Source organism: Klebsiella grimontii, assembly GCF_042137965.1.
Classification (GTDB): domain Bacteria; phylum Pseudomonadota; class Gammaproteobacteria; order Enterobacterales; family Enterobacteriaceae; genus Klebsiella; species Klebsiella grimontii.
In genome coordinates this window covers 3,690,375-3,712,464 of record NZ_CP169721.1, presented here as the reverse complement: position 1 = coordinate 3,712,464, position 22,090 = coordinate 3,690,375, and the positions used below count along the sequence as shown (strand labels likewise).

The window sequence follows — 22,090 nt, the reverse complement described above, 5'->3', positions numbered from 1 at the left end:
ACAAAATAGCGGCTTTGTGTTGGCGTGTGGAGTCACCCGTGCAGGATCGTAATTTCGATGATATTGCTGAAAAGTTTTCGCGCAATATATATGGCACCACCAAAGGCCAGCTGCGGCAGGCGATCCTCTGGCAGGATCTGCAACCGCTGCTGAACCAGCTGGGGCCTGGGCCATTGCGAGTTCTTGACGCGGGCGGCGGCGAGGGACAGACGGCGATCAAAGTGGCGGAAATGGGCCATCACGTCACGTTATGCGATCTTTCCGGTGAAATGGTGGCTCGCGCCAGGCAGGCGGCTGCCGATAAAGGTGTGATCGACAACATGCATTTTGTACAATGCGCGGCTCAGGATATTGAGCAGCATTTGGAAAGTCCGGTCGATCTGATACTGTTTCATGCGGTGCTGGAATGGGTAGCCGAACCTCAGGCGATGTTGCGTACGCTGTGGGCGATGCTGCGTCCCGGCGGCGCGTTGTCGCTGATGTTCTACAATGCTAACGGTCTGTTGATGCACAATATGGTCGCCGGAAATCTCGACTATGTGCAAATCGGCATGCCGAAAAAGAAAAAACGCACGCTGTCGCCGGACTATCCGCGCGATCCGCAGCAGGTTTACGGCTGGCTGGAAGAGATTGGCTGGCAGATTACCGGTAAGACAGGCGTACGGGTGTTTCATGATTATCTGCGTGAAAAACACCAACAGCACGACAAATTTGCGGCGCTGCTGGAGCTGGAAACGCGCTACTGTCGCCAGGAGCCGTATATTAGCTTAGGCCGTTATATTCACGTCACCGCGCTTAAGCCGCAGATGCAAGGATAAACTATGAGTGAATTTTCCCAGACAGTCCCCGAACTGGTTGCCTGGGCCAGGAAAAATGATTTTTCTATTTCGCTGCCGGTCGACAGACTCTCTTTTCTGCTGGCGATCGCCACGCTGAACGGCGAGCGGATGGAAGGGGAAATGACCGAGGGAGAACTGGTGGACGCGTTCCGCCACGTGAGTGATGCGTTTGAGCAGACCAGCGAAACCATCAGCCAGCGCGCCAATAATGCCATTAACGATATGGTGCGCCAGCGTCTGCTGAACCGCTTTACCAGCGAAATCACCGAGGGTAATGCTATTTATCGCCTGACGCCGCTGGGCATCGGGATCACCGACTACTATATTCGCCAGCGTGAGTTCTCCACCTTGCGCCTGTCGATGCAGCTCTCCATCGTTGCCGGCGAACTCAAGCGCGCCGCCGACTCGGCAGAAGAGGGCGGCGATGAGTTCCACTGGCATCGTAACGTTTTCGCCCCGCTGAAGTACTCGGTAGCGGAAATTTTTGACAGCATCGACCTGACTCAGCGGATCATGGATGAACAGCAGCAGTTGGTGAAAGATGATATTGCCCAACTGCTGAACAAGGACTGGCGAGCGGCGATCTCCAGCTGTGAGCTGCTGCTGTCGGAAACCTCCGGCACCCTGCGCGAACTGCAGGATACGCTGGACGCGGCGGGCGATAAGCTGCAGGCAAACCTGCTGCGTATCCAGGATTCGACCATGGCGCGTGACGATTTGAATTTTATCGATCGTCTGGTGTTCGATCTGCAAAGCAAGCTGGACCGCATCGTCAGCTGGGGCCAGCAGGCGATTGACCTGTGGATCGGCTACGATCGCCACGTGCATAAATTTATCCGTACCGCCATCGATATGGATAAAAACCGTGTCTTCGCGCAGCGTCTGCGTCAGTCGGTGCAAACCTACTTCGACGCTCCGTGGGCGCTCACCCACGCGAATGCCGATCGACTGCTTGATATGCGCGATGAAGAGATGGCGCTGCATGATGAAGAGGTCACCGGGGAACTTCCGGCGGATCTGGAGTACGAAGAGTTTAACGAAATTCGCGAACAGCTGGCGGCGCTGATTGAAGGACAGCTGGTGGTCTATAAAGAGAAGGGACTGCCGCTGGATCTTGGCCTGGTGGTTCGCGAATATCTGTCGCAGTATCCGCGCGCACGCCACTTTGATGTCGCGCGCATTGTGGTCGACCAGGCGGTACGTTTGGGCGTAGCGCAAGCAGATTTCACCGGACTGCCGGCAAAATGGCAGCCGATTAATGATTACGGAGCCAAGGTACAGGCGCATGTCATCGACAAATATTGAACAAGTGATGCCGGTTAAACTGGCGCAAGCGTTGGCTAATCCGTTATTTCCGGCGCTGGATAGCGCCCTGCGCGCGGGCCGCCATATCGGCCTCGACGAGCTGGATAATCACGCATTTTTAATGGATTTTCAGGATTACCTGGAAGAATTTTATGCTCGCTACAACGTCGAGCTGATTCGCGCCCCGGAAGGATTTTTCTATCTGCGTCCGCGGTCGACCACGCTGATCCCGCGCTCGGTGCTCTCCGAGCTGGATATGATGGTGGGCAAAATTCTCTGCTATCTCTACCTCAGCCCGGAGCGCCTGGCGAATGAAGGCATCTTCACCCAGCAGGAGCTTTACGACGAGCTGCTGACTCTGGCGGATGAAGCCAAGCTGCTGAAGCTGGTCAATAACCGTTCTACCGGCTCCGACCTTGATCGCCAGAAACTGCAGGAAAAAATGCGCGCTTCGCTCAACCGCCTGCGCCGTCTCGGCATGGTGTGGTTTATGGGCCACGACAGCAGCAAATTCCGCATCACCGAATCGGTATTTCGCTTCGGCGCCGATGTGCGCGCCGGTGACGATCCGCGCGAAGCCCAGCTGCGTATGATCCGCGACGGTGAAGCGATGGCGCTGGAAAATCGCCTGCAGCTTAATGATGAGAATGAAGAGAATCAGCCGGATAGCGGGGAGGAAGAGTAATGATTGAACGCGGTAAATTTCGCTCGCTAACGCTGGTTAACTGGAACGGCTTTTTTGCCCGGACTTTTGATCTTGATGAATTAGTGACCACGCTTTCCGGTGGTAACGGGGCCGGTAAATCCACGACCATGGCCGCCTTCGTCACCGCGCTGATCCCGGACCTGACGCTGCTGCACTTCCGTAACACCACGGAAGCGGGGGCCACCAGCGGCTCGCGCGATAAAGGCCTGCACGGTAAGCTGCGCGCTGGCGTCTGCTACTCGGTGCTGGACGTGATCAACTCCCGCCACCAGCGCGTGGTGGTCGGCGTTCGCCTACAGCAGGTGGCCGGTCGCGATCGTAAAGTCGATATCAAGCCGTTTGCGATCCAGGGCCTGCCAACCTCCATCCAGCCAACCCAGCTGCTGACCGAAACCCTTAACGAGCGCCAGGCGCGCGTGGTGACGCTCAACGAGCTGAAAGATAAGCTCGAAGCGATGGAAGGGGTGCAGTTTAAGCAGTTTAACTCTATTACCGAATATCACTCGCTGATGTTTGACCTGGGCGTGGTGGCCCGTCGCCTGCGTTCGGCTTCGGACCGTAGCAAATACTATCGCCTGATCGAAGCCTCGCTGTACGGCGGTATTTCGAGCACCATTACCCGCTCGCTGCGCGACTACCTGTTGCCGGAAAACAGCGGCGTGCGTAAGGCGTTCCAGGATATGGAAGCGGCGCTGCGTGAAAACCGCATGACGCTGGAAGCTATCCGCGTGACGCAGTCGGACCGCGATCTCTTCAAGCATCTGATCAGCGAAGCCACCAACTACGTTGCCGCCGACTATATGCGTCACGCCAATGAACGGCGCATTCATCTCGATAAAGCGCTGGAATATCGCCGGGATCTGTTCACCTCCCGCGCTCAGCTCGCGGCGGAACAGTATAAGCACGTCGATATGGCCCGCGAACTGCAGGAACATAACGGCGCGGAAGGCGATCTGGAAGCCGATTACCAGGCCGCCAGCGACCATCTGAACCTGGTACAGACCGCGCTGCGCCAGCAGGAAAAAATCGAGCGCTATGAAGCGGATCTTGATGAACTGCAGATTCGCCTCGAAGAGCAAAATGAAGTCGTCGCGGAAGCGGTTGATCTACAGGAAGAGAACGAAGCCCGCGCCGAAGCCGCCGAGCTGGAAGTGGATGAGCTGAAAAACCAGCTTGCCGACTACCAGCAGGCGCTGGACGTGCAGCAGACCCGCGCGATTCAGTACACCCAGGCGCTGCAGGCGCTGGAGCGGGCAAAAACCCTCTGCCATCTGCCGGACTTAACCCCGGAAAGCGCCGACGAGTGGCTGGAAACGTTCCAGGCGAAAGAGCAGGAAGCGACGGAAAAAATGCTGTCGCTGGAACAGAAAATGAGCGTGGCGCAAACCGCGCACAGCCAGTTTGAACAGGCATACCAGCTGGTGGCGGAGATCAACGGCCCGCTGGCGCGTAATGAAGCCTGGAACGTAGCGCGCGAGCTGCTGCGCGAAGGCGTTAATCAACGCCATCAGGCTGAACAGGCGCACGGGCTGCGCAGCCGCCTGACCGAGCTCGAACAGCGCCTGCGTGAACAGCAGGACGCCGAACGCCAGCTCAATGAATTCTGTAAGCGGCAGGGCAAACGCTACGATATCGATGAGCTGGAAGCTCTGCATCAGGAGCTGGAAGCCCGCATCGCGTCGCTTTCCGACAGCGTCTCCTCCGCCAGCGAACGGCGGATGACCCTACGCCAGGAGCTGGAACAGCTGCAGTCGCGGACGCAAACGCTGATGCGCCGCGCGCCCATCTGGCTGGCGGCGCAGAACAGCCTTAACCAGCTGTGCGAGCAGAGCGGCGAGCAGTTTGAGTCCAGCCAGGAAGTCACCGAATATCTCCAGCAGCTGCTGGAGCGTGAACGCGAAGCTATCGTGGAGCGCGATGAAGTCGGCGCCCGCAAGCGCGCTATCGATGATGAAATTGAGCGTCTTAGCCAGCCGGGCGGTTCGGAAGATCAGCGCCTGAACGCGCTGGCGGAACGTTTTGGCGGCGTACTGCTGTCGGAAATCTACGATGACGTGAGTCTCGATGATGCGCCTTATTACTCCGCGCTCTACGGTCCTTCCCGCCACGCCATCGTGGTACCGGATCTGTCGCTGATTGCCGATCAGCTCGAAGGTCTTGAAGATTGTCCCGAAGATCTCTACCTGATCGAAGGCGATCCGCAGTCGTTTGATGACAGCGTATTCAGCGTCGATGAGCTGGAAAAAGCGGTGGTCGTGAAGATTGCCGATCGCCAGTGGCGCTATTCACGCTTCCCGACGCTGCCGCTGTTTGGCCGCGCGGCCCGCGAAAGCCGTGTTGAAACCCTGCACGCCGAGCGCGAAAGCCTGTCCGAGCGTTTTGCGACGCTGTCGTTTGATGTGCAGAAAACCCAGCGCCTGCATCAGGCGTTCAGCCGCTTTATCGGCAACCATCTGGCGGTGGCCTTTGAGGACGACCCGGAAGAGGAAATCCGCAAACTGAATACGCGTCGCGGCGAACTGGAGCGGGCGCTGACTGCCCATGAGAGCGATAACCAGCAGAACCGGGCGCAGTATGAGCAGGCCAAAGAGGGGGTATCCGCCCTCAACCGCCTGCTGCCGCGTCTGAATCTACTGGCCGACGACTCGCTGGCCGATCGCGTGGATGAAATCCAGGAACGCCTTGACGAAGCGCAGGAAGCCGCGCGCTTCGTACAGCAGCACGGCAATCAGCTGGCAAAGCTGGAGCCGATCGTTTCCGTTCTTCAGAGCGACCCGGAGCAGTTTGAACAGCTGAAAGAAGACTATGCGTATTCGCAGCAGACCCAGCGCGACGCGCGTCAGCAGGCGTTTGCGCTGACCGAAGTGGTGCAGCGTCGCGCCCACTTTAGCTACTCTGATTCCGCAGAGATGCTCAGCGGTAATAGCGATCTGAACGAGAAGCTGCGCCATCGCCTGGAGCAGGCGGAAGCGGAACGTGCCCGCACCCGCGACGCGCTGCGTACCCACGCCGCGCAGCTCAATCAGTACCATCAGGTGCTGGCATCGCTGAAAAGTTCGTATGACACCAAAAAAGAGCTGCTCAACGACCTGCATAAAGAGCTTAAGGATATTGGCGTACGCGCCGACGCCGGCGCCGAAGAGCGCGCCCGTCTGCGCCGCGATGAGCTCCACGCTCAGCTCAGCAACAACCGCGCGCGCCGCAATCAACTTGAGAAAGCGTTGACCTTCTGCGAAGCGGAAATGGATAACCTGACCCGCAGACTGCGCAAGCTGGAGCGCGATTACTGCGAAATGCGCGAACAGGTGGTCAGCGCCAAAGCGGGCTGGTGCGCGGTCATGCGCCTGGTGAAAGACAACGGCGTGGAGCGTCGCCTGCATCGTCGCGAGCTGGCTTACCTGTCTGCAGATGAGCTGCGCTCCATGTCGGATAAGGCGCTCGGCGCGCTGCGTCTGGCGGTCTCGGATAACGAACATCTGCGCGATGTGCTGCGTATTTCTGAAGATCCGAAACGCCCGGAACGCAAAATCCAGTTCTTTGTCGCCGTGTATCAGCATCTGCGCGAGCGTATCCGCCAGGATATCATCCGCACCGACGATCCGGTGGAAGCGATTGAGCAGATGGAGATCGAACTCAGCCGTCTGACGGAAGAGCTGACCAACCGCGAGCAGAAGCTGGCCATCAGCTCCCGCAGCGTGGCCAATATTATCCGCAAGACTATCCAGCGCGAGCAAAACCGTATTCGCATGCTCAACCAGGGGCTGCAGAGCGTCTCCTTCGGCCAGGTTAACAGCGTGCGTCTGAACGTCAACGTGCGGGAAACCCACTCGATGCTGCTGGACGTGCTGTCTGAACAGCATGAACAGCATCAGGATCTGTTCAACAGCAATCGTCTGACCTTCTCGGAAGCGCTGGCGAAGCTGTATCAGCGCCTGAATCCGCAGATTGATATGGGGCAGCGTACGCCGCAGACCATCGGCGAAGAGCTGCTGGACTACCGCAACTATCTGGAGATGGAAGTGGAAGTTAACCGTGGTTCCGACGGCTGGCTGCGCGCGGAATCCGGTGCGCTATCGACCGGTGAGGCTATCGGTACCGGGATGTCGATCCTGGTGATGGTGGTACAGAGCTGGGAAGATGAATCTTCGCGCCTGCGCGGTAAGGACATTTCGCCGTGTCGTCTGCTGTTCCTTGATGAAGCGGCGCGTCTGGATGCCCGCTCTATCGCGACGCTGTTCGAGCTCTGCGATCGTCTGGAGATGCAGCTGATTATCGCGGCGCCGGAAAATATCAGTCCGGAAAAAGGCACCACCTATAAGCTTGTGCGTAAGGTCGTGAATAATCACGAGCACGTGCACGTCGTCGGTCTGCGTGGCTTCGCGCCGCAGCTGCCCGAAACGCTGCCGGGAACGGCAAATGCTTCATAGGGTGGTATAATAACCAGCCAAAGGGCGACGCGATGTCGCCCTTTTTGTTATCCGTTCCTGTATTTTAGGATTGTATAATCTTTTAACTTCTTTACATTTGGGAAGGCAAAAGCGTTTTCGTCTTCATATACTGAAAGTAAGCCCCAATTTAGCGGGCAGCAATGTGTTAACAGGGGGCAAGGGATGTTGCTAAAGAAACGGTATGGTCGTCAATTGTCCGCGCTCAGTCTGAGCCTGGCTTTTGCATTTGCTCCACTGTTCAATGTCCAGGCCGAAGAGCCTGAAGTGGTACCATCGGATAGCGCTACCGCCATCAGCGAGCTTTCTTCTGCGCTGAGCCAAAGCGCAAACCAATCTGCGGCGGTCGCCAAAATGACCGGCGAGCAGGCGCTTCCAGCCGAGGCGGCGGCAAAAAGCCGTGCCGATATTCAGGCGGTGCTGCCGACCGGTTATCAACCCGTATTTATGAATCCGCTGGTATCGCTGTATGCGGCCAGGGATATGAAACCGATGTGGGATAACCGCGAGGCGGTGCAGGCGTTTCAACAGCAGCTGGCTGAAGTGGCTATCGCCGGTTTCCAGCCGCAGTTCACCACCTGGGTTGAGCTGTTGACCGACCCGGCAGTGAACGGTCTGGCGCGGGATGTTGTTCTTTCTGACGCCATGATGGGCTATCTGCATTTTATTAGCGGTATTCCGACTCAGGGCAACCGCTGGCTGTACGGCACCAAACCGTATGCGATGTCGACGCCGCCTCTGTCGGTCATTAACCAGTGGCAGGTGGCGCTGGATAACGGTTCGCTGCCGCAGTTTATTGCCGGGCTCGCCCCGCAGCATCCGCAGTATGCCGCAATGCATCAGGCGCTATTAGCGCAGGTTGCCGATTCCCGTCCATGGCCGCAGCTTACCAGCAAGACGTCGCTGCGCCCGGGCGAATGGAGCAATGATGCCGGCGCGCTGCGCGAAATTTTACAGCGCACCGGTATGCTGGATGAATCGGCAAAGATTGCTTTGCCGGGCGATGAGGTGGTGAGCCCATCTGCCGGGAAAAAGGCCAAAAACAGCGGCCGCGGCGTTTACGATCGCCAGTTAGTCGAGGGCGTTAAGCGCTTCCAGGCCTGGCAGGGGCTGGGCGCTGACGGTGTGATTGGTCAGGCGACCCGCGACTGGCTCAACGTTTCTCCCGCGCAGCGCGCCGGCGTGCTGGCATTGAATATTCAGCGTTTGCGCCTGCTGCCGGGTAATCTGGCGACCGGCATCATGGTGAATATTCCCGCCTTTTCGCTGGTCTATTACCAGGGCGGTAGCCAGGTGCTGGCATCGCGGGTTATCGTTGGTCGCCCGGACCGTAAAACGCCGATGATGAGCAGCGCCCTGAACAATGTCGTGGTCAACCCGCCGTGGAACGTGCCGCCGACGCTGGCGCGCAACGATATTCTGCCGAAGGTGCGCAATAACCCAGGCTACCTTGAGCAGCACGGCTATACGATGATGCGCGGCTGGAATAGCAAAGAGACAATCGACCCTTATCAGGTCGATTGGGAAACGATAACCGCATCGAATCTGCCGTTCCGCTTCCAGCAGGCTCCCGGCGCGCGCAATTCGCTGGGGCGCTATAAATTCAATATGCCAAGCTCGGACGCTATCTATTTGCACGATACGCCAAATCACAATCTGTTCCAGCGGGATGGGCGTGCGTTGAGCTCCGGATGCGTACGCGTCAATAAAGCCTCTGAGCTGGCGAATATGCTACTGCAGGATGCTGGCTGGAATGACGCGCGTATTTCAGATGCGCTTAAACAGGGAAACACCCGCTACGTTAATATTCGCCAGAATATCCCGGTTAATCTCTATTATTTGACCGCGTTTGTCGGCGCTGATGGACGTACACAATATCGAACAGATATTTACAATTACGATCTCACCGCGCGATCCAGCGCACAAATATTGCCTAAAGCTGAACAATTAATCAGATAAATGAAGTAGTTCAACGGATTTGGTTGTCCTATCTGTGTGTGAAAACGGGCCTGGCATGCTGCAAGGCCCGAGTTTACTGGGGTTAGGCTACCTTGACGTTGGCAATAATGCCCGGTAAGGTGCCCTTCGTGCGCCAGAAGTGCATATACATATAATCCTGCAAAGGCGTTGTGGCGGTAAGCAGCCCATTCTCCATAGCTGATATTGATTAGCCTTAGGGGAGCGAGCGCGCTGGCGGCTAACGGGCGGATTGCGGGAAAAGTATATTACGATTCATTTACCTGTAGACCTGATTATCATGGACAAATTTGACGCTAATCGCCGCAAACTGCTGGCGTTAGGTGGAGCCGCGCTCGGTGCTGCTGCCATTCTGCCTGCGCCGGCATTTGCCACCCTCTCGACCCCCCGACCGCGTATTTTGACGCTGAACAACCTGCATACTGGTGAATCACTCAAGGCGGAGTTTTTCGATGGCAGAGGCTATATTCAGGATGAATTAGCAAGACTTAATCATTTTTTCCGCGACTATCGCGCGAATAAGATTAAATCCATCGATCCCGGTTTGTTCGATCAACTCTATCGTTTGCAGGGATTACTTGGCACCAACAAGCCTGTCCAGCTTATTTCCGGTTATCGTTCTGTTGATACCAATAATGAGCTTCGCGCCCGCAGCCGAGGGGTGGCGAAACACAGCTACCACACTAAAGGCCAGGCGATGGATTTCCATATTGAAGGCATTTCGTTAAGCAATGTTCGCAAAGCGGCGTTATCTATGCGCACAGGTGGTGTAGGATACTACCCACGTAGCAACTTTGTGCATATTGATACCGGGCCGGTACGGCACTGGTAACGAAAGGAGCCTCATGAACTATCGTATTATTCCGGTTACCGCGTTCGCGCAGAACTGTTCTTTAATCTGGTGTGAACAAACCAAACTGGCGGCGCTGGTCGATCCCGGCGGTGACGCTGAGCGAATCAAACAGGAAGTCGCGGCGGCAGGCGTTAGCCTGATGCAGATTCTGCTCACGCACGGTCATCTCGATCATGTTGGCGCGGCGGCGGAGCTGGCGCAGCATTATGGTGTGCCGATTATTGGTCCGGAAAAAGAAGATGAGTTCTGGCTGGAAGGATTGCCGGCGCAGAGCCGGATGTTTGGTCTTGAAGACTGTCAGCCGCTGCAGCCCGATCGCTGGCTGAACGAAGGCGATGCGGTTAGCGTGGGGAATATTTCCCTGCAGGTGCTGCACTGTCCTGGCCATACGCCGGGGCACGTAGTCTTCTTTGATCCGGCTTGCCGACTGCTGATTTCCGGCGATGTGATTTTTAAAGGCGGAGTAGGGCGTAGCGACTTCCCTCGCGGCGACCATAATCAACTGATCGATGCGATTAAACGCAAACTATTGCCGCTGGGCGATGACGTGTCGTTTATTCCTGGCCATGGCCCTATGTCGACGCTTGGCTATGAGCGTCTGCATAACCCTTTCCTGCAGGATGAAATGCCGGTCTGGTGACCGGAGCCAGAATGTAAAAAAGGCCGCAAATGCGGCCTTTTGTTTGTCCTGAGCTTGAGGTTACAGCACGGCGACAATCGCTTCGCACAGCGGCGCCATGTTGTCAGGCGTCATACCGGCGACGTTTATACGTCCGGACGCCACCGCGTAAATCCCGAACTCTTCACGCAGACGTAATACCTGCTCTTTGGTCAGACCGCTGAACGAGAACATCCCGTTTTGCTGAATGATGAAAGAGAAATCGCGGCTGGCGCCTTTTTCCTGCAGGGTATTCACGAACAGCAGGCGCATACGCTGGATGCGTTGACGCATGTCGGTCAACTCTTGTTCCCAGATAGCGCGCAGCGCGTCATTGCTGAGAATCGTCGCCACTACCGAGGCGCCGTGAGCCGGTGGGTTAGAGTAGTTAGCGCGAATGACGGACTTCATCTGGCTGAACGCGCGGTCTACCGTTTCCTGATCCGCGGCAACCAGCGTACAGGCGCCTACGCGCTCGTTGTACAGGCCAAAGTTCTTCGAGTAGGAGCTGGAAACCAGCAGCTCTTTATGCAGCGCAGCGAAAGCGCGCAGGCCTTCCGCGTCTTCTTCCAGACCGCGGGCAAAGCCCTGATAGGCGAAGTCAAACAGCGGCAGCCAGCCTTTTTCTACCGACAGCTGCGCCAGCTGTTGCCACTGCTCAAGCGTCGGATCGATACCGGTAGGGTTGTGGCAGCAGCCGTGGAACAGCACCACGTCGCCGGCCTGGGCTTCGTTCAGGCTGGCCAGCAGACCGTCGAAGTCGAGTTTGTGGTTAGCGGCGTCGTAATAGGTATATTCGCGAACTTCCAGGCCGGCTGAATTAAATACGCTTTTATGGTTCGGCCAGGAAGGGTTGCTCACCCAAATACGTTTTGCATCGGTGTTCTTCGCCAGGAAATCGGCGGCGACGCGCAGGCCGCCTGTACCGCCCGGCGTTTGGGCGGTGCGAGCGCGTTTATCATTGATAATTGCGCTTCCTTTCCCAAACAGAAGCTCCTGGGTGCAGCGACCAAATTCGGGGATACCATCAATGCTCAGGTAGTTCTTGGTGGTTTCATTTTCCAGCAGATACTGCTCTGCTTTTTTCACGCTAGTCAGGACCGGTGTTTTACCCGTTTCATCTTTATAAACACCAATTCCAAGATTAATTTTTGTTGGGCGGTCATCGGCACGAAACAGATCGGCCAGGCCCAGAATTGGGTCGGCAGGGGCGGCGGTAATGTTCTCAAACATGACGAGGTTCCATTGTGATTACTGAAGGGAAATCCGCTATCAGGTTAACGGGAGTTATGTTAATTGCCAACCGTTTGCGACAAAAAGCGAGAAGGTTTTTGAAAGTTACGATCTTCCTCTCAGGAAAGCAGAAAAGCAGGACCGAAGTCCTGCTTTTTAGGCATATCACGAAGGGGTGTACTGCAGATTAGAACTGGTAAACGATACCCACTGCGGCCTGGTCGTCGGTCGCAACGCCAGCGGCTTTGGTGTAATCGTTGTCGTCCAGCTGGTTGAATTTATACGCAGCGTAGACGTTCATGTTTTTGTTGAAGTAGTACCAGGTACCCACTTCGACGTATTTAACCAGGTCAGCATCGCCGCCGGAGAAGCCAGCGCGAGAGCGCAGGTCTTTACCTTTAGTCTGTACGTAGCCGATGGACGGACGCAGGCCGAAGTCGAACTGATACTGAACGACGGCTTCGAAGTTCTGAGTTTTGTTAGCGAAGTAGTTGCCTTCGTTTTCCGGCGTCATGTTGTAGGTCTGGGAGTACATGACCGCAGCGTAGACGTTGTTCGCGTCATATTTAGCGGAGGTTGCCCATGCTTCAGCTTTTTCGCCCTGACGGTCAGCTTTCTGATCGCCGCTGCGGTTGGAGTTCGCATAGCCAGCAGACAGCGCAACGCCGTTGTCAAACGCGTAGGTTGCCGCGGTGCTGAAGCCGTCGCCGTTTTGTTTCTTAACATCACGACTAGAAGCGTCGTTTTTACCCTGGTACTGCAGCGCGAAGCTCAGACCGTCAACCAGACCGAAGAAGTCAGAGTTACGGTAGGTTGCAACGCCGTTGGTACGCGCGGTCATGAAGTTGTCGGTATAGCTCCAGCCGTCGCCGCCCCATTCAACCAGCATGTCGGTTGCCGCTTCGACGTCGTAGATGGCGCCATAGTTACGACCGTAGTCGAATGAACCATATTCACCGGCTTTTAAGCCTGCGAAAGCCAGACGAGTTTTGGTGGTCTGTTTACCTTCAACATTGGACGCATCCATGTTGTATTCCCACTGACCGTAGCCGATCAGCTGATCGTTGATCTGGGTTTCGCCTTTCAGGCCGATACGGGCGTAAGTGGTATCATCGCTGCTGGTGTCGCCGTTGGTGGTCCAAACGTGCTCGCCAACCATTTTCCCGTAGAAGTCCAGTTTGTTGCCGTTTTTGTTATAGATTTCTGCAGCGTTAGCTGCACCGGCTACCAGCAGGGCAGGAATTACCGCTGCCAGAATTTTGCGCTTCATCATTATTTATTACCCTCATTTATATTTTTTTATGAACACTTGCCACTGCCGCCAATAAGTTTCGTCAATAAAAATTTACGGAACTATTGATGATAGTTTGGTGTCTGGAGGCATCTTTCCATTCAGAACAACGTTTCGCTAGCCTGAAAATGCTACCAATATCTCATATGAGTAACAAAAGGAAATTCTATGTAACCAAATATGTATTTTTGGGAACTTTGTGAACTCAATCAACATTCCGGTCGTATTTGCTGACAAAATCACCTTCCTTTATATATCTATATGAATTAATTATGATTAATTTAGATAAGAGAGGGTTTACGCATTTTGCATCTGCATTTTGCTTTATTTTTATTCAAATCTTGTCGTTGCAAGTTGTGCTGCGTGTGGTTAAAAAACGAGCAATATAATCAGCATGTTTGCCAGTTTATGAACAAAAGGTGCGGTTTTAATTAGCGGTCGCTAATGAAATAGTGCGTAACATAATTGTGAATCATGACGGTTGATGTTTAAGTTTCCTGATATTCGTTAACGTAAATTGACATAAAAAAAGGCCAGCTTGCGCTGGCCTTTGACAAAAATTGCAGAAAAAAATCAGAATGTCGCGTTACGCGGGGTCCGCGGGAACGGAATGACGTCACGAACGTTCTGCACGCCGGTCACGTAAGCGATCAGACGTTCAAAGCCCAGACCGAAACCGGAGTGCGGCACGGTGCCGTAACGGCGCAGGTCGCGATACCACCAGTAGTCTTCTTTATTAAGGCCCATTTCCGCCATACGCGCGTCAAGCACGTCCAGGCGTTCTTCACGCTGGGAGCCGCCGATGATTTCACCGATGCCCGGCGCCAGGACGTCCATAGCGGCGACGGTTTTACCGTCTTCGTTAAGGCGCATATAGAACGCCTTAATATCTTTCGGATAGTTTTTCACGACAACCGGCGCTTTAAAGTGCTCTTCCGCCAGATAGCGTTCGTGCTCGGAGGAGAGATCCACGCCCCAGTACACCGGGTTTTCGAACTGCTTACCGCAATTTTCCAGAATGGTGACCGCGTCAGTGTAATCAACCTGGGCAAAATCAGCGGAAACGAAACGCTGCAGGCGGTCGATAGCGTCTTTATCAACCCGTTCGGCAAAGAACTGCATGTCATCAGCGCGCTCTTCGAGAACGGCTTTGAAAACGTACTTCAGCATCGCTTCCGCCAGACTTGCCACATCGTTCAGGTTAGCAAAGGCGACTTCCGGCTCCAGCATCCAGAACTCCGCCAGGTGGCGGCTGGTGTTGGAGTTTTCCGCGCGGAAGGTCGGGCCAAAGGTGTAGATTTTAGACAGCGCGCAGGCATAGGTTTCGCCGTTCAGCTGGCCGGAAACGGTCAGGAACGACTCTTTGCCGAAGAAGTCTTTATCGAAATCGACTTTGCCCTGGTCGTTGCGCGGCAGGTTTTCCAGATCCAGCGTTGAAACGCGGAACATCTCGCCGGCGCCTTCAGTGTCGGAAGCGGTAATCAGCGGAGTAGAAACCCAGAAGAAACCCTGCTCGTCGAAGAAACGGTGCAGCGCCTGCGCCAGCGTATGGCGAACGCGCGCCACCGCGCCAATCAGGTTGGTGCGCGGACGCAGGTGGGCAACTTCACGCAGATACTCAATGCTATGGCGTTTAGCCGCCATCGGATAAGTATCCGGATCTTCCACCCAGCCGCTGACTTCAACATGGCTGGCCTGGATTTCAAAGCTCTGGCCCTGTCCCTGAGACGCAACGACTTTGCCGGTTACCACGACCGAGCAGCCGGTAGTCAGGCGCAGGACTTCCTGATTGTAATTGGGAAGAGAATTACTAATAACGGCCTGTACAGGATCAAAGCAGGAACCGTCATAGACGGCGAGGAAAGAAAAGCCAGCTTTAGAATCTCGGCGGGTACGCACCCATCCGCGCACGGTGACTTCGCTGTCAACGGCAACGCGGCCCTGGAGTACGTCGGCTACAGGCACAACGCTCATAATAGTCTCTCTTGTTAGTCCAATAGAAAAATCTGTATTCCCCTTCAGCAGGGGGATATCTATGTTACCTGTCATCTTCCATCAGACAAGTAGATTTCGCACAAGAAAGGGGGCTTTTAGGAAATAAATAAGGAGATCGCCTTCTTTGCTGCGGGAGAGCCTGATATTAAGAGGGATTCGTTCATCGCGATTATCCCATGCAGGGCGAACGGGATTCTTAACGCTTGATAAAGTCTCGGGATGATAAGTGGAGGCTAATAAAAATGCGTCCGTTTTGGCGGACGCATTTTGTCTTTATATGACCTAGCTGGCTTTTTTAACCGGCGGCAGATCGAAGGCTTTGCGCAGAGCGCGGACGAACGCTTTGTCGTGGCAAATTGTTTTACCCGGGCTGTCAGAGAGTTTAGCGACAGGCTTACCGTTGCACTCCACCAGCTTGATAACAATATTCAGCGGCTTCACCTGGGGAATATCGCAGGTTAAACGCGTACCGATACCGAAGCTCAGATTCACCCGCGAGGAGAAGTGGCGATAGAGATCAAGCGCTTTTGTCAGGTCGAGATTATCGGAAAATACCAGCACTTTGCTCAGCGGGTCGATGCCCAGCTTTTTGTAGTGGGCGATAGCCTTCTCGCCCCATTCGACCGGGTCTCCGGAGTCGTGGCGCAGTCCCTGATAACGGGTCGCGAATTCCGGTCCGAAATCGCGCAGAAAAGCATCCATCGTAATGCAGTCGGTCAGGGCAATCCCCAGCCGATCGGGATACTCTTCCAGCCAGGCCGCGAGGGCCGCGCGCTGGCTGCTTGCCAGGTTCGGGCTGATCTGCTGATGCGCCTGGAACCATTCGTGCGCCTGGGTTCCCATCGGCGTCAGATTCAGACGACGCGCCAGATCGTAATTGCTGGTGCCGGTGAACCAGGGTTCCTGCTGAAGACGCTGAACAATGGCCTGCTGCACCTCGCGCGAGAAGCGGCGGCGGGTACCGAAATCCATCAGGCGGAAGCCCGACATATCGATATCAGCCGTGAGGCGGTTAAAGTCAGTTAGCTTATGCTCGAGCGTGTCCAGCGCGAGATTGACGCTGATTTCCGGCGAGCGATAGTGATGCACCAACTCGCTTATCACCGCCAGCAGCGGGACTTCCCACATAATGACTTCAAGCCAGGGCCCGGAAAGGCGGATATTCAGCTTGCCGTTGTCATTAATGACGGTAACCTGGCGCGGGTCGTAGCGGAAGCTGCGTAGCCACTCAAGATAGTCTGGCGCAAAGAAGGGCAGGCTCGACAACCAGTGATATTCATCGTCCTGTAGCCTCAGGTCGCGCATCGTCTCAACCTGCTCGCGAATCGCATCGGCGTAGATGCCGAGCAAATCATCCCCACGGCAGCGGAACTCCGCCGCAACCTGTACATCATTGTAGCGGTGGAAGACAGCCTGCTGCATGTGCAGCTTATAGGCATCCGTATCAAGCAACGAGTGCAGTACAGGAGAAGTGAATTGGGTCATGGTGCGCAGTAGCATCCTCTCACTGGAGCGTTTCCATCAAAACCAAAGCGGTAAAAAGGAGGCGGAGTATACCTGTAATACCCGACTCTGTCCCGCGGCGACGGCTGATGGCGACGCTGACGGTCATTTGCGAGGCCTAGTTTAATATATTGAACACGCATCACACCACAAGCTTTGCGCCTGGTCGAGCGCATTTCGTGCCTCTTGTGTTATCAAAATGTAGCAATTTTCATGTTTAGCATTGAAAAGATGAAGATTCTGCATAGCGAGATTTGCGCAACAGGAATAGACTGAGTCGACACTTTACAGGACACGCTAAAGGTTTTTTATGACACAACAGCCCCAAGCCAAATACCGCCACGACTATCGTGCGCCGGAGTATCTGATTAGCGATATCGATTTGACCTTTGACCTGGATGCCGCGAAAACCGTAGTGACGGCTGAGAGCAAGGTCTCCCGCCAGGCGGCTACGTCTGATGTGCCATTGCGTCTGGATGGCGAAGACCTGACGCTGGTCTCTCTGCAGGTTAACGGCCAACCGTGGAGCGACTACAAGGAAGAAAATAACCAACTGGTCATTAGCGGTTTACCGGAACATTTCACCCTGACCATCGTCAACGAAATCAGCCCCGCGGCGAATACCGCGCTGGAAGGACTGTATCAGTCCGGCGAAGCGCTGTGTACCCAGTGCGAAGCGGAAGGCTTCCGCCATATTACCTGGTATCTGGACCGCCCGGACGTTCTGGCGCGCTTCACCACCAGAATCATCGCCGATAAAGCAAAATACCCGTTCCTGCTCTCCAACGGTAACCGCGTGGCCCAGGGCGAGCTGGAAAACGGCCGCCACTGGATCCAGTGGCAGGATCCGTTCCCGAAACCGTGCTATCTGTTTGCGCTGGTGGCCGGCGATTTCGACGTCCTGCGCGATACCTTCAAAACGCGTTCGGGGCGTGAAGTCGCGCTGGAGCTGTACGTTGACCGCGGCAATCTTGACCGCGCGCCATGGGCGATGACCTCGCTGCAAAATTCAATGAAGTGGGACGAAACCCGCTTTGGTCTCGAGTACGACCTCGACATTTATATGATTGTCGCCGTCGACTTCTTCAATATGGGCGCCATGGAGAACAAAGGGCTTAACGTCTTTAACTCCAAATACGTGCTGGCGCGTACCGATACCGCGACCGATAAAGACTATCTGGATATCGAACGCGTCATTGGTCACGAATATTTCCATAACTGGACCGGCAACCGCGTCACCTGCCGCGACTGGTTCCAGCTTAGCCTGAAAGAGGGCCTGACCGTTTTCCGCGATCAGGAGTTCAGCTCCGATCTCGGCTCTCGCGCGGTCAACCGCATCAATAACGTACGTACCATGCGCGGCCTGCAGTTCGCCGAAGACGCCAGCCCGATGGCGCATCCGATTCGCCCGGACAGCGTGATTGAAATGAACAACTTCTACACCCTGACGGTGTATGAGAAGGGCGCGGAAGTGATCCGCATGCTGCATACCCTGCTGGGCGAAGAGAATTTCCAGAAAGGAATGCAGCTCTATTTTGAACGCCACGACGGTAGCGCCGCGACCTGCGATGATTTTGTCCAGGCGATGGAAGACGCTTCCAACGTCGATTTGTCCCATTTCCGCCGCTGGTATAGCCAGTCCGGTACGCCGATTGTCACCGTCCATGACGACTACAATCCGGAAACGGAGCAGTACACCCTGACCATCAGCCAGCGCACGCCGCCGACGTCAGAGCAGGCGGAGAAGCTGCCGCTGCATATCCCGTTCGATATCGAGCTGTACGATAACGAAGGCAAAGTGATCCCTCTGCAGAAGGGCGGCCATCCGGTGCATCACGTACTGAACGTGACCCAGGCGGAGCAGACTTTTGTTTTCGACAACGTCTACTTCCAGCCGGTCCCGGCGCTGCTTTGCGAGTTTTCCGCGCCGGTGAAGCTGGAGTACAAATGGAGCGATCAGCAACTGACCTTCCTGATGCGCCACGCGCGGAATGATTTCTCCCGCTGGGACGCGGCACAGAGCCTGCTGGCGACCTATATCAAACTCAACGTCAACCGTCACCAGCAGGGGCAGCCGCTGTCGCTGCCGATCCACGTAGCCGATGCGTTCCGTGCGATTCTGCTGGATGAGAAGATCGATCCGGCGCTGGCGGCGGAGATCCTGACCCTGCCTTCGGCAAATGAAATGGCGGAGCTGTTTGCGATTATCGATCCGATCGCCATCGCCGCGGTGCGCGAAGCGCTGACCCGCACGCTGGCGAAAGAGCTGGCGGACGAGTTCCTGGCGGTTTACAACGCCAATAAGCTCGACAGCTACCGCGTTGAGCATGCCGATATCGGCAAGCGTTCTCTGCGTAACACCTGCCTGCGCTACCTGGCGTTTGGCGATGCCGGACTGGCGGATAAACTGGTTAGCGCGCAGTATCATCAAGCGGACAATATGACCGACTCGCTGGCGGCGCTGGCGGCGGCCGTAGCGGCCCAGCTGCCGTGCCGTGATGCGCTGATGCAGGAGTATGACGACAAATGGCACCAGGACGGTCTGGTCATGGATAAATGGTTTATCCTGCAGTCCACCAGCCCGGCGGATAACGCCCTGGAGACGGTTCGCGGCCTGTTGAATCATCGCTCGTTCAGCATGGGTAACCCGAACCGCGTCCGTTCCCTGATCGGCGCCTTTGCCGGCAGCAACCCGGCGGCGTTCCACGCCGAAGACGGTAGCGGTTATCAGTTCCTGGTCGAGATGCTGACTGAACTGAACAGCCGCAACCCGCAGGTCGCTTCGCGTCTCATTGAACCGCTGATTCGCCTGAAGCGCTACGACGAGAAGCGTCAGGCGCTGATGCGCGGGGCGCTGGAGCAGCTGAAAGGTCTGGAGAATCTTTCCGGGGATCTGTTCGAGAAAATCAGCAAAGCGCTGGCGTAACAGTGATGTGATTTCCGGCCATGGCGCAGCTGCGCTGTGGCCGGATGTTATAAAAACGACGGCGGTTCAGCCGTGTCTGGCTAAGCGCGGCGCAGACTCGTTCTGACCGCGCTGCATTACCCGATTCAAAACTTCCGCTTCCAGTTCGCCCAGCTTCGCCGAACCCGTGCGCCGCGGACGTGGAATGTCCACCAGCAGATCCAGCCCTATCTTCCCCTCTTCAATCAGCAAAACGCGATCGGCCATTGCCACCGCCTCGCTGACGTCGTGGGTGACCAGCAGGACGGTAAATCCATGTTCCTGCCACAGCGAGACAATCAGATCCTGCATCTCGAGGCGAGTGAGCGCGTCCAGCGCGCCCAGCGGTTCATCAAGCAGTAATAATCCGGGGCGATGAATTAACGCGCGAGCCAGCGCCACGCGCTGCTTTTGCCCGCCGGAAAGCGCTGCGGGCCATTCACCGGCGCGGTCTTCAAGGCCGACGCTCGCCAGCGCCCTGAGCGCGGCCTCGCGCCACTGGCCTTTCAGCCCGAGGCCGACATTATCGATCACCGTTTTCCACGGCAGCAGGCGGGAATCCTGAAACATCATCCGGGTATCGTCCTGGATTTGCGCCAGCGGGGTCGAACCCGCCAGCAGCTGTCCGGCATTGGGTTTTTCCAGCCCGGCCAGCAGACGCAGCAGGGTGCTTTTACCGCCGCCGCTGCGCCCGACCACCGCGACGAATTGCCCGGTGGGAATATGAAGATCGAGTTCATTCAGAATCGTCTTGCTGCCGTAACGTTTGCTTACGCCGTTAAGCAGCAGCGGGATCCCCGGATTAAGACGCGCGGTGGTCATGCGTTGGCCTCCTGAAGGTGATAGGCCGGATTCCAGCGCAGCCAGACGCGTTCAAGCAGCTGGGCGCTGAAGTCGGCCAGTTTGCCGAGAATAGCGTAAAGAATAATGGCGACGACCACGACATCGGTCTGCAGAAATTCGCGGGCGTTCATCGCCAGATAGCCGATACCGGCGTTAGCCGAGATGGTTTCGGCCACGATTAGCGTTAACCACATCAGGCCGAGCGCAAAACGGATGCCGACCATAATGGAGGGCAGGGCGCCGGGCAGGATCACGTGGCGGAAGAGAGCAAAACCCGATAAGCCGTAGCTGCGGGTCATCTCGACCAGTCCCCGGTCAATATTTCGAATACCGTGCCAGGTGTTGATATAAATCGGGAACATGGTTCCCAGCGCCACGAGGAAGATTTTGGCGCTCTCATCGATGCCGAACCATAAAATCACCAGCGGAATCAGCGCGAGGTGCGGCACGTTGCGCAGCATCTGAATGGAGGTATCCAGCAGGCGTTCGCCCCAGCGCGACAGGCCGCTAATCAGCCCGAGAACCAGGCCAATAGAACCGCCGATGCTAAAACCAATAAGCGCCCGCCATGAGCTGATAGCCAGATGCTGCCAGAGCTCGCCGCTGGCGGAGAGCGTCCAGAAGGCTTTTAGCACTCCTTCCGGCGACGGTAAAATACGGGTCGATAGCCAACCGACGGAGGAGGCGAATTGCCAGACGATCACGCTGCCGACCGGCAAAAGCCAGGGGGCTACGCGGATCAGGAATTTTTGCGAAAGCGTCGCCATAAAGTGTTCCTTTATTCTTGACCGTTTTGCCTGGATAGGGGCATCAACGCGGGTTTTTAAACATGCGCAACCCGCTGTAAATTTTTCAGCGCCGGCGCGCGGCTGCTGGGACGATGCAGCGCTTGCCAGAAGGTTTCCAGCGCCTGGTCGAGGCGACCCTGCAGATTCGGGGTAAATTGCGGTTTATGCTGATAATCCGTGACCTGACTATCATCAGCAAAAACGCCGTGCAGGATCTCCTGGGCTTTCAGCGCGTTGAGTACCGGTTTTAAGGCGTAATCCACCGCTAGCATATGGGCGATGGTTCCGCCGGTAGCCAGCGGCAGAACGATTTTTCCCTCCAGCGCGCGTTCCGGCAGCAGGTCCAGAAGCGTCTTTAACGCACCGGAAAAAGAGGCTTTATAGACGGGGGTCGCGATGATCAGCCCATCGGCGCCGGCAAGCTGTTCATTCAGCGCATGGAGGGCGGGGTTATCAAAGCGAGCGTAAAGCAGGTCTTCCGGGGCAAAATTCTGCAGGTGCCAGTGACAGACTTCAATATCCGCCGCGGAGAGCGTCTCTCTGGCGTATTCCAGAAGCGCGCTGGAGCGGGAAGGGTAACGCGGGCTGCCCGCAAGTGTGATGACTCGCATACTCACTCCTTATAACTAAATATTCGCATTTATCTATAATTGATAACATTTAGCTGCAGTGTGACAGAGCGCTTTTATTTCCCTAAATGATTTATCCGG

15 protein-coding genes are annotated in these 22,090 nt (G+C 55.9%); 8 read left to right on the top strand and 7 right to left on the bottom strand.

The features are described 5' to 3' along the window. Nucleotides 1-38 precede the first annotated feature (38 nt). The 7 genes from cmoM to ACE3MN_RS17465 all read left to right on the top strand — a co-directional run bounded on the left by cmoM (nucleotide 39) and on the right by ACE3MN_RS17465 (nucleotide 10,765). Nucleotides 39-818, top strand: a complete 780-nt coding sequence (gene cmoM / locus ACE3MN_RS17495) for a tRNA uridine 5-oxyacetic acid(34) methyltransferase CmoM (RefSeq protein ID WP_004871632.1) — start codon at nucleotides 39-41, stop codon at nucleotides 816-818. Nucleotides 819-821: 3 nt separating this feature from the next. Then, entirely contained in the window at nucleotides 822-2,144 is a 1,323-nt protein-coding gene (gene mukF, locus ACE3MN_RS17490) for a chromosome partition protein MukF (protein WP_024360066.1), read from the top strand. Further along, nucleotides 2,125-2,829 (top strand): chromosome partition protein MukE, encoded by a 705-nt coding sequence (gene mukE, locus ACE3MN_RS17485; RefSeq protein WP_004100725.1) that lies wholly within the window; start codon nucleotides 2,125-2,127, stop codon nucleotides 2,827-2,829. Before mukF ends, mukE begins: the two co-directional genes overlap by 20 nt. Next, on the top strand, nucleotides 2,829-7,277 hold the full coding sequence (gene mukB / locus ACE3MN_RS17480) for a chromosome partition protein MukB (protein ID WP_024360065.1): 4,449 nt from the start codon (nucleotides 2,829-2,831) through the stop codon (nucleotides 7,275-7,277). Before mukE ends, mukB begins: the two co-directional genes overlap by 1 nt. A gap of 183 nt (nucleotides 7,278-7,460) precedes the next feature. Then, nucleotides 7,461-9,254 (top strand): L,D-transpeptidase, encoded by a 1,794-nt coding sequence (gene ldtD, locus ACE3MN_RS17475; protein WP_102650049.1) that lies wholly within the window; start codon nucleotides 7,461-7,463, stop codon nucleotides 9,252-9,254. A 298-nt stretch (nucleotides 9,255-9,552) separates the two neighbouring features. Beyond that, entirely contained in the window at nucleotides 9,553-10,104 is a 552-nt protein-coding gene (locus ACE3MN_RS17470) for a YcbK family protein (RefSeq protein WP_004130967.1), read from the top strand. Nucleotides 10,105-10,117: 13 nt separating this feature from the next. Next, nucleotides 10,118-10,765 (top strand): MBL fold metallo-hydrolase, encoded by a 648-nt coding sequence (locus ACE3MN_RS17465; protein WP_004871622.1) that lies wholly within the window; start codon nucleotides 10,118-10,120, stop codon nucleotides 10,763-10,765. Nucleotides 10,766-10,825: 60 nt separating this feature from the next. Here the strand turns inward: ACE3MN_RS17465 and ACE3MN_RS17460 are convergent, their stop codons facing one another. The 4 genes from ACE3MN_RS17460 to pncB form a co-directional block, all read right to left on the bottom strand. After that, nucleotides 10,826-12,016 (bottom strand): amino acid aminotransferase, encoded by a 1,191-nt coding sequence (locus tag ACE3MN_RS17460; protein ID WP_004137615.1) that lies wholly within the window; start codon nucleotides 12,014-12,016, stop codon nucleotides 10,826-10,828. Nucleotides 12,017-12,203: 187 nt separating this feature from the next. Beyond that, complete coding sequence (locus ACE3MN_RS17455) at nucleotides 12,204-13,289, bottom strand: porin (protein WP_064342411.1); 1,086 nt, start codon at nucleotides 13,287-13,289, stop codon at nucleotides 12,204-12,206. Between the two features lie 591 nt (nucleotides 13,290-13,880). Next, on the bottom strand, nucleotides 13,881-15,281 hold the full coding sequence (gene asnS / locus ACE3MN_RS17450) for an asparagine--tRNA ligase (RefSeq protein WP_102650048.1): 1,401 nt from the start codon (nucleotides 15,279-15,281) through the stop codon (nucleotides 13,881-13,883). 303 nt (nucleotides 15,282-15,584) lie between these two features. Then, nucleotides 15,585-16,787 (bottom strand): nicotinate phosphoribosyltransferase, encoded by a 1,203-nt coding sequence (gene pncB / locus ACE3MN_RS17445; RefSeq protein WP_024360063.1) that lies wholly within the window; start codon nucleotides 16,785-16,787, stop codon nucleotides 15,585-15,587. Nucleotides 16,788-17,115: 328 nt separating this feature from the next. Between pncB and pepN the strand changes: the two genes are divergently transcribed. Beyond that, nucleotides 17,116-19,731, top strand: a complete 2,616-nt coding sequence (gene pepN, locus ACE3MN_RS17440; RefSeq protein WP_101868483.1) for an aminopeptidase N — start codon at nucleotides 17,116-17,118, stop codon at nucleotides 19,729-19,731. 66 nt (nucleotides 19,732-19,797) lie between these two features. Here the strand turns inward: pepN and ssuB are convergent, their stop codons facing one another. Genes ssuB through ssuE form a run of 3 tightly spaced genes read right to left on the bottom strand, consistent with a single transcriptional unit; the run spans nucleotide 19,798 to nucleotide 21,991 of the window. Next, the gene (gene ssuB / locus ACE3MN_RS17435) at nucleotides 19,798-20,571 is read right to left on the bottom strand and encodes an aliphatic sulfonates ABC transporter ATP-binding protein (protein WP_049087513.1); all 774 of its coding nucleotides are present in this window, start codon (nucleotides 20,569-20,571) and stop codon (nucleotides 19,798-19,800) included. Next, on the bottom strand, nucleotides 20,568-21,359 hold the full coding sequence (gene ssuC / locus ACE3MN_RS17430) for an aliphatic sulfonate ABC transporter permease SsuC (RefSeq protein WP_102650046.1): 792 nt from the start codon (nucleotides 21,357-21,359) through the stop codon (nucleotides 20,568-20,570). Before ssuC ends, ssuB begins: the two co-directional genes overlap by 4 nt. 56 nt (nucleotides 21,360-21,415) lie before the next feature. Further along, nucleotides 21,416-21,991, bottom strand: coding sequence for an NADPH-dependent FMN reductase (ssuE, locus tag ACE3MN_RS17425; protein ID WP_049087512.1), 576 nt, complete (start codon nucleotides 21,989-21,991; stop codon nucleotides 21,416-21,418). Nucleotides 21,992-22,090: the final 99 nt, after the last annotated feature.

Coding starts and splice junctions, on each gene's coding strand:
- ACE3MN_RS17470 (WP_004130967.1), top strand. CDS start 9,553: ATGGACAAATTTGACGCTAATCGCCGCAAACTGCTGGCGTTAGGTGGA.
- mukE (WP_004100725.1), top strand. CDS start 2,125: ATGTCATCGACAAATATTGAACAAGTGATGCCGGTTAAACTGGCGCAA.
- ssuB (WP_049087513.1), bottom strand. CDS start 20,571: ATGACCACCGCGCGTCTTAATCCGGGGATCCCGCTGCTGCTTAACGGC.
- pncB (WP_024360063.1), bottom strand. CDS start 16,787: ATGACCCAATTCACTTCTCCTGTACTGCACTCGTTGCTTGATACGGAT.
- ACE3MN_RS17465 (WP_004871622.1), top strand. CDS start 10,118: ATGAACTATCGTATTATTCCGGTTACCGCGTTCGCGCAGAACTGTTCT.
- ACE3MN_RS17455 (WP_064342411.1), bottom strand. CDS start 13,289: ATGATGAAGCGCAAAATTCTGGCAGCGGTAATTCCTGCCCTGCTGGTA.
- pepN (WP_101868483.1), top strand. CDS start 17,116: ATGACACAACAGCCCCAAGCCAAATACCGCCACGACTATCGTGCGCCG.
- mukF (WP_024360066.1), top strand. CDS start 822: ATGAGTGAATTTTCCCAGACAGTCCCCGAACTGGTTGCCTGGGCCAGG.
- ldtD (WP_102650049.1), top strand. CDS start 7,461: ATGTTGCTAAAGAAACGGTATGGTCGTCAATTGTCCGCGCTCAGTCTG.
- asnS (WP_102650048.1), bottom strand. CDS start 15,281: ATGAGCGTTGTGCCTGTAGCCGACGTACTCCAGGGCCGCGTTGCCGTT.
- ACE3MN_RS17460 (WP_004137615.1), bottom strand. CDS start 12,016: ATGTTTGAGAACATTACCGCCGCCCCTGCCGACCCAATTCTGGGCCTG.
- mukB (WP_024360065.1), top strand. CDS start 2,829: ATGATTGAACGCGGTAAATTTCGCTCGCTAACGCTGGTTAACTGGAAC.
- ssuC (WP_102650046.1), bottom strand. CDS start 21,359: ATGGCGACGCTTTCGCAAAAATTCCTGATCCGCGTAGCCCCCTGGCTT.
- ssuE (WP_049087512.1), bottom strand. CDS start 21,991: ATGCGAGTCATCACACTTGCGGGCAGCCCGCGTTACCCTTCCCGCTCC.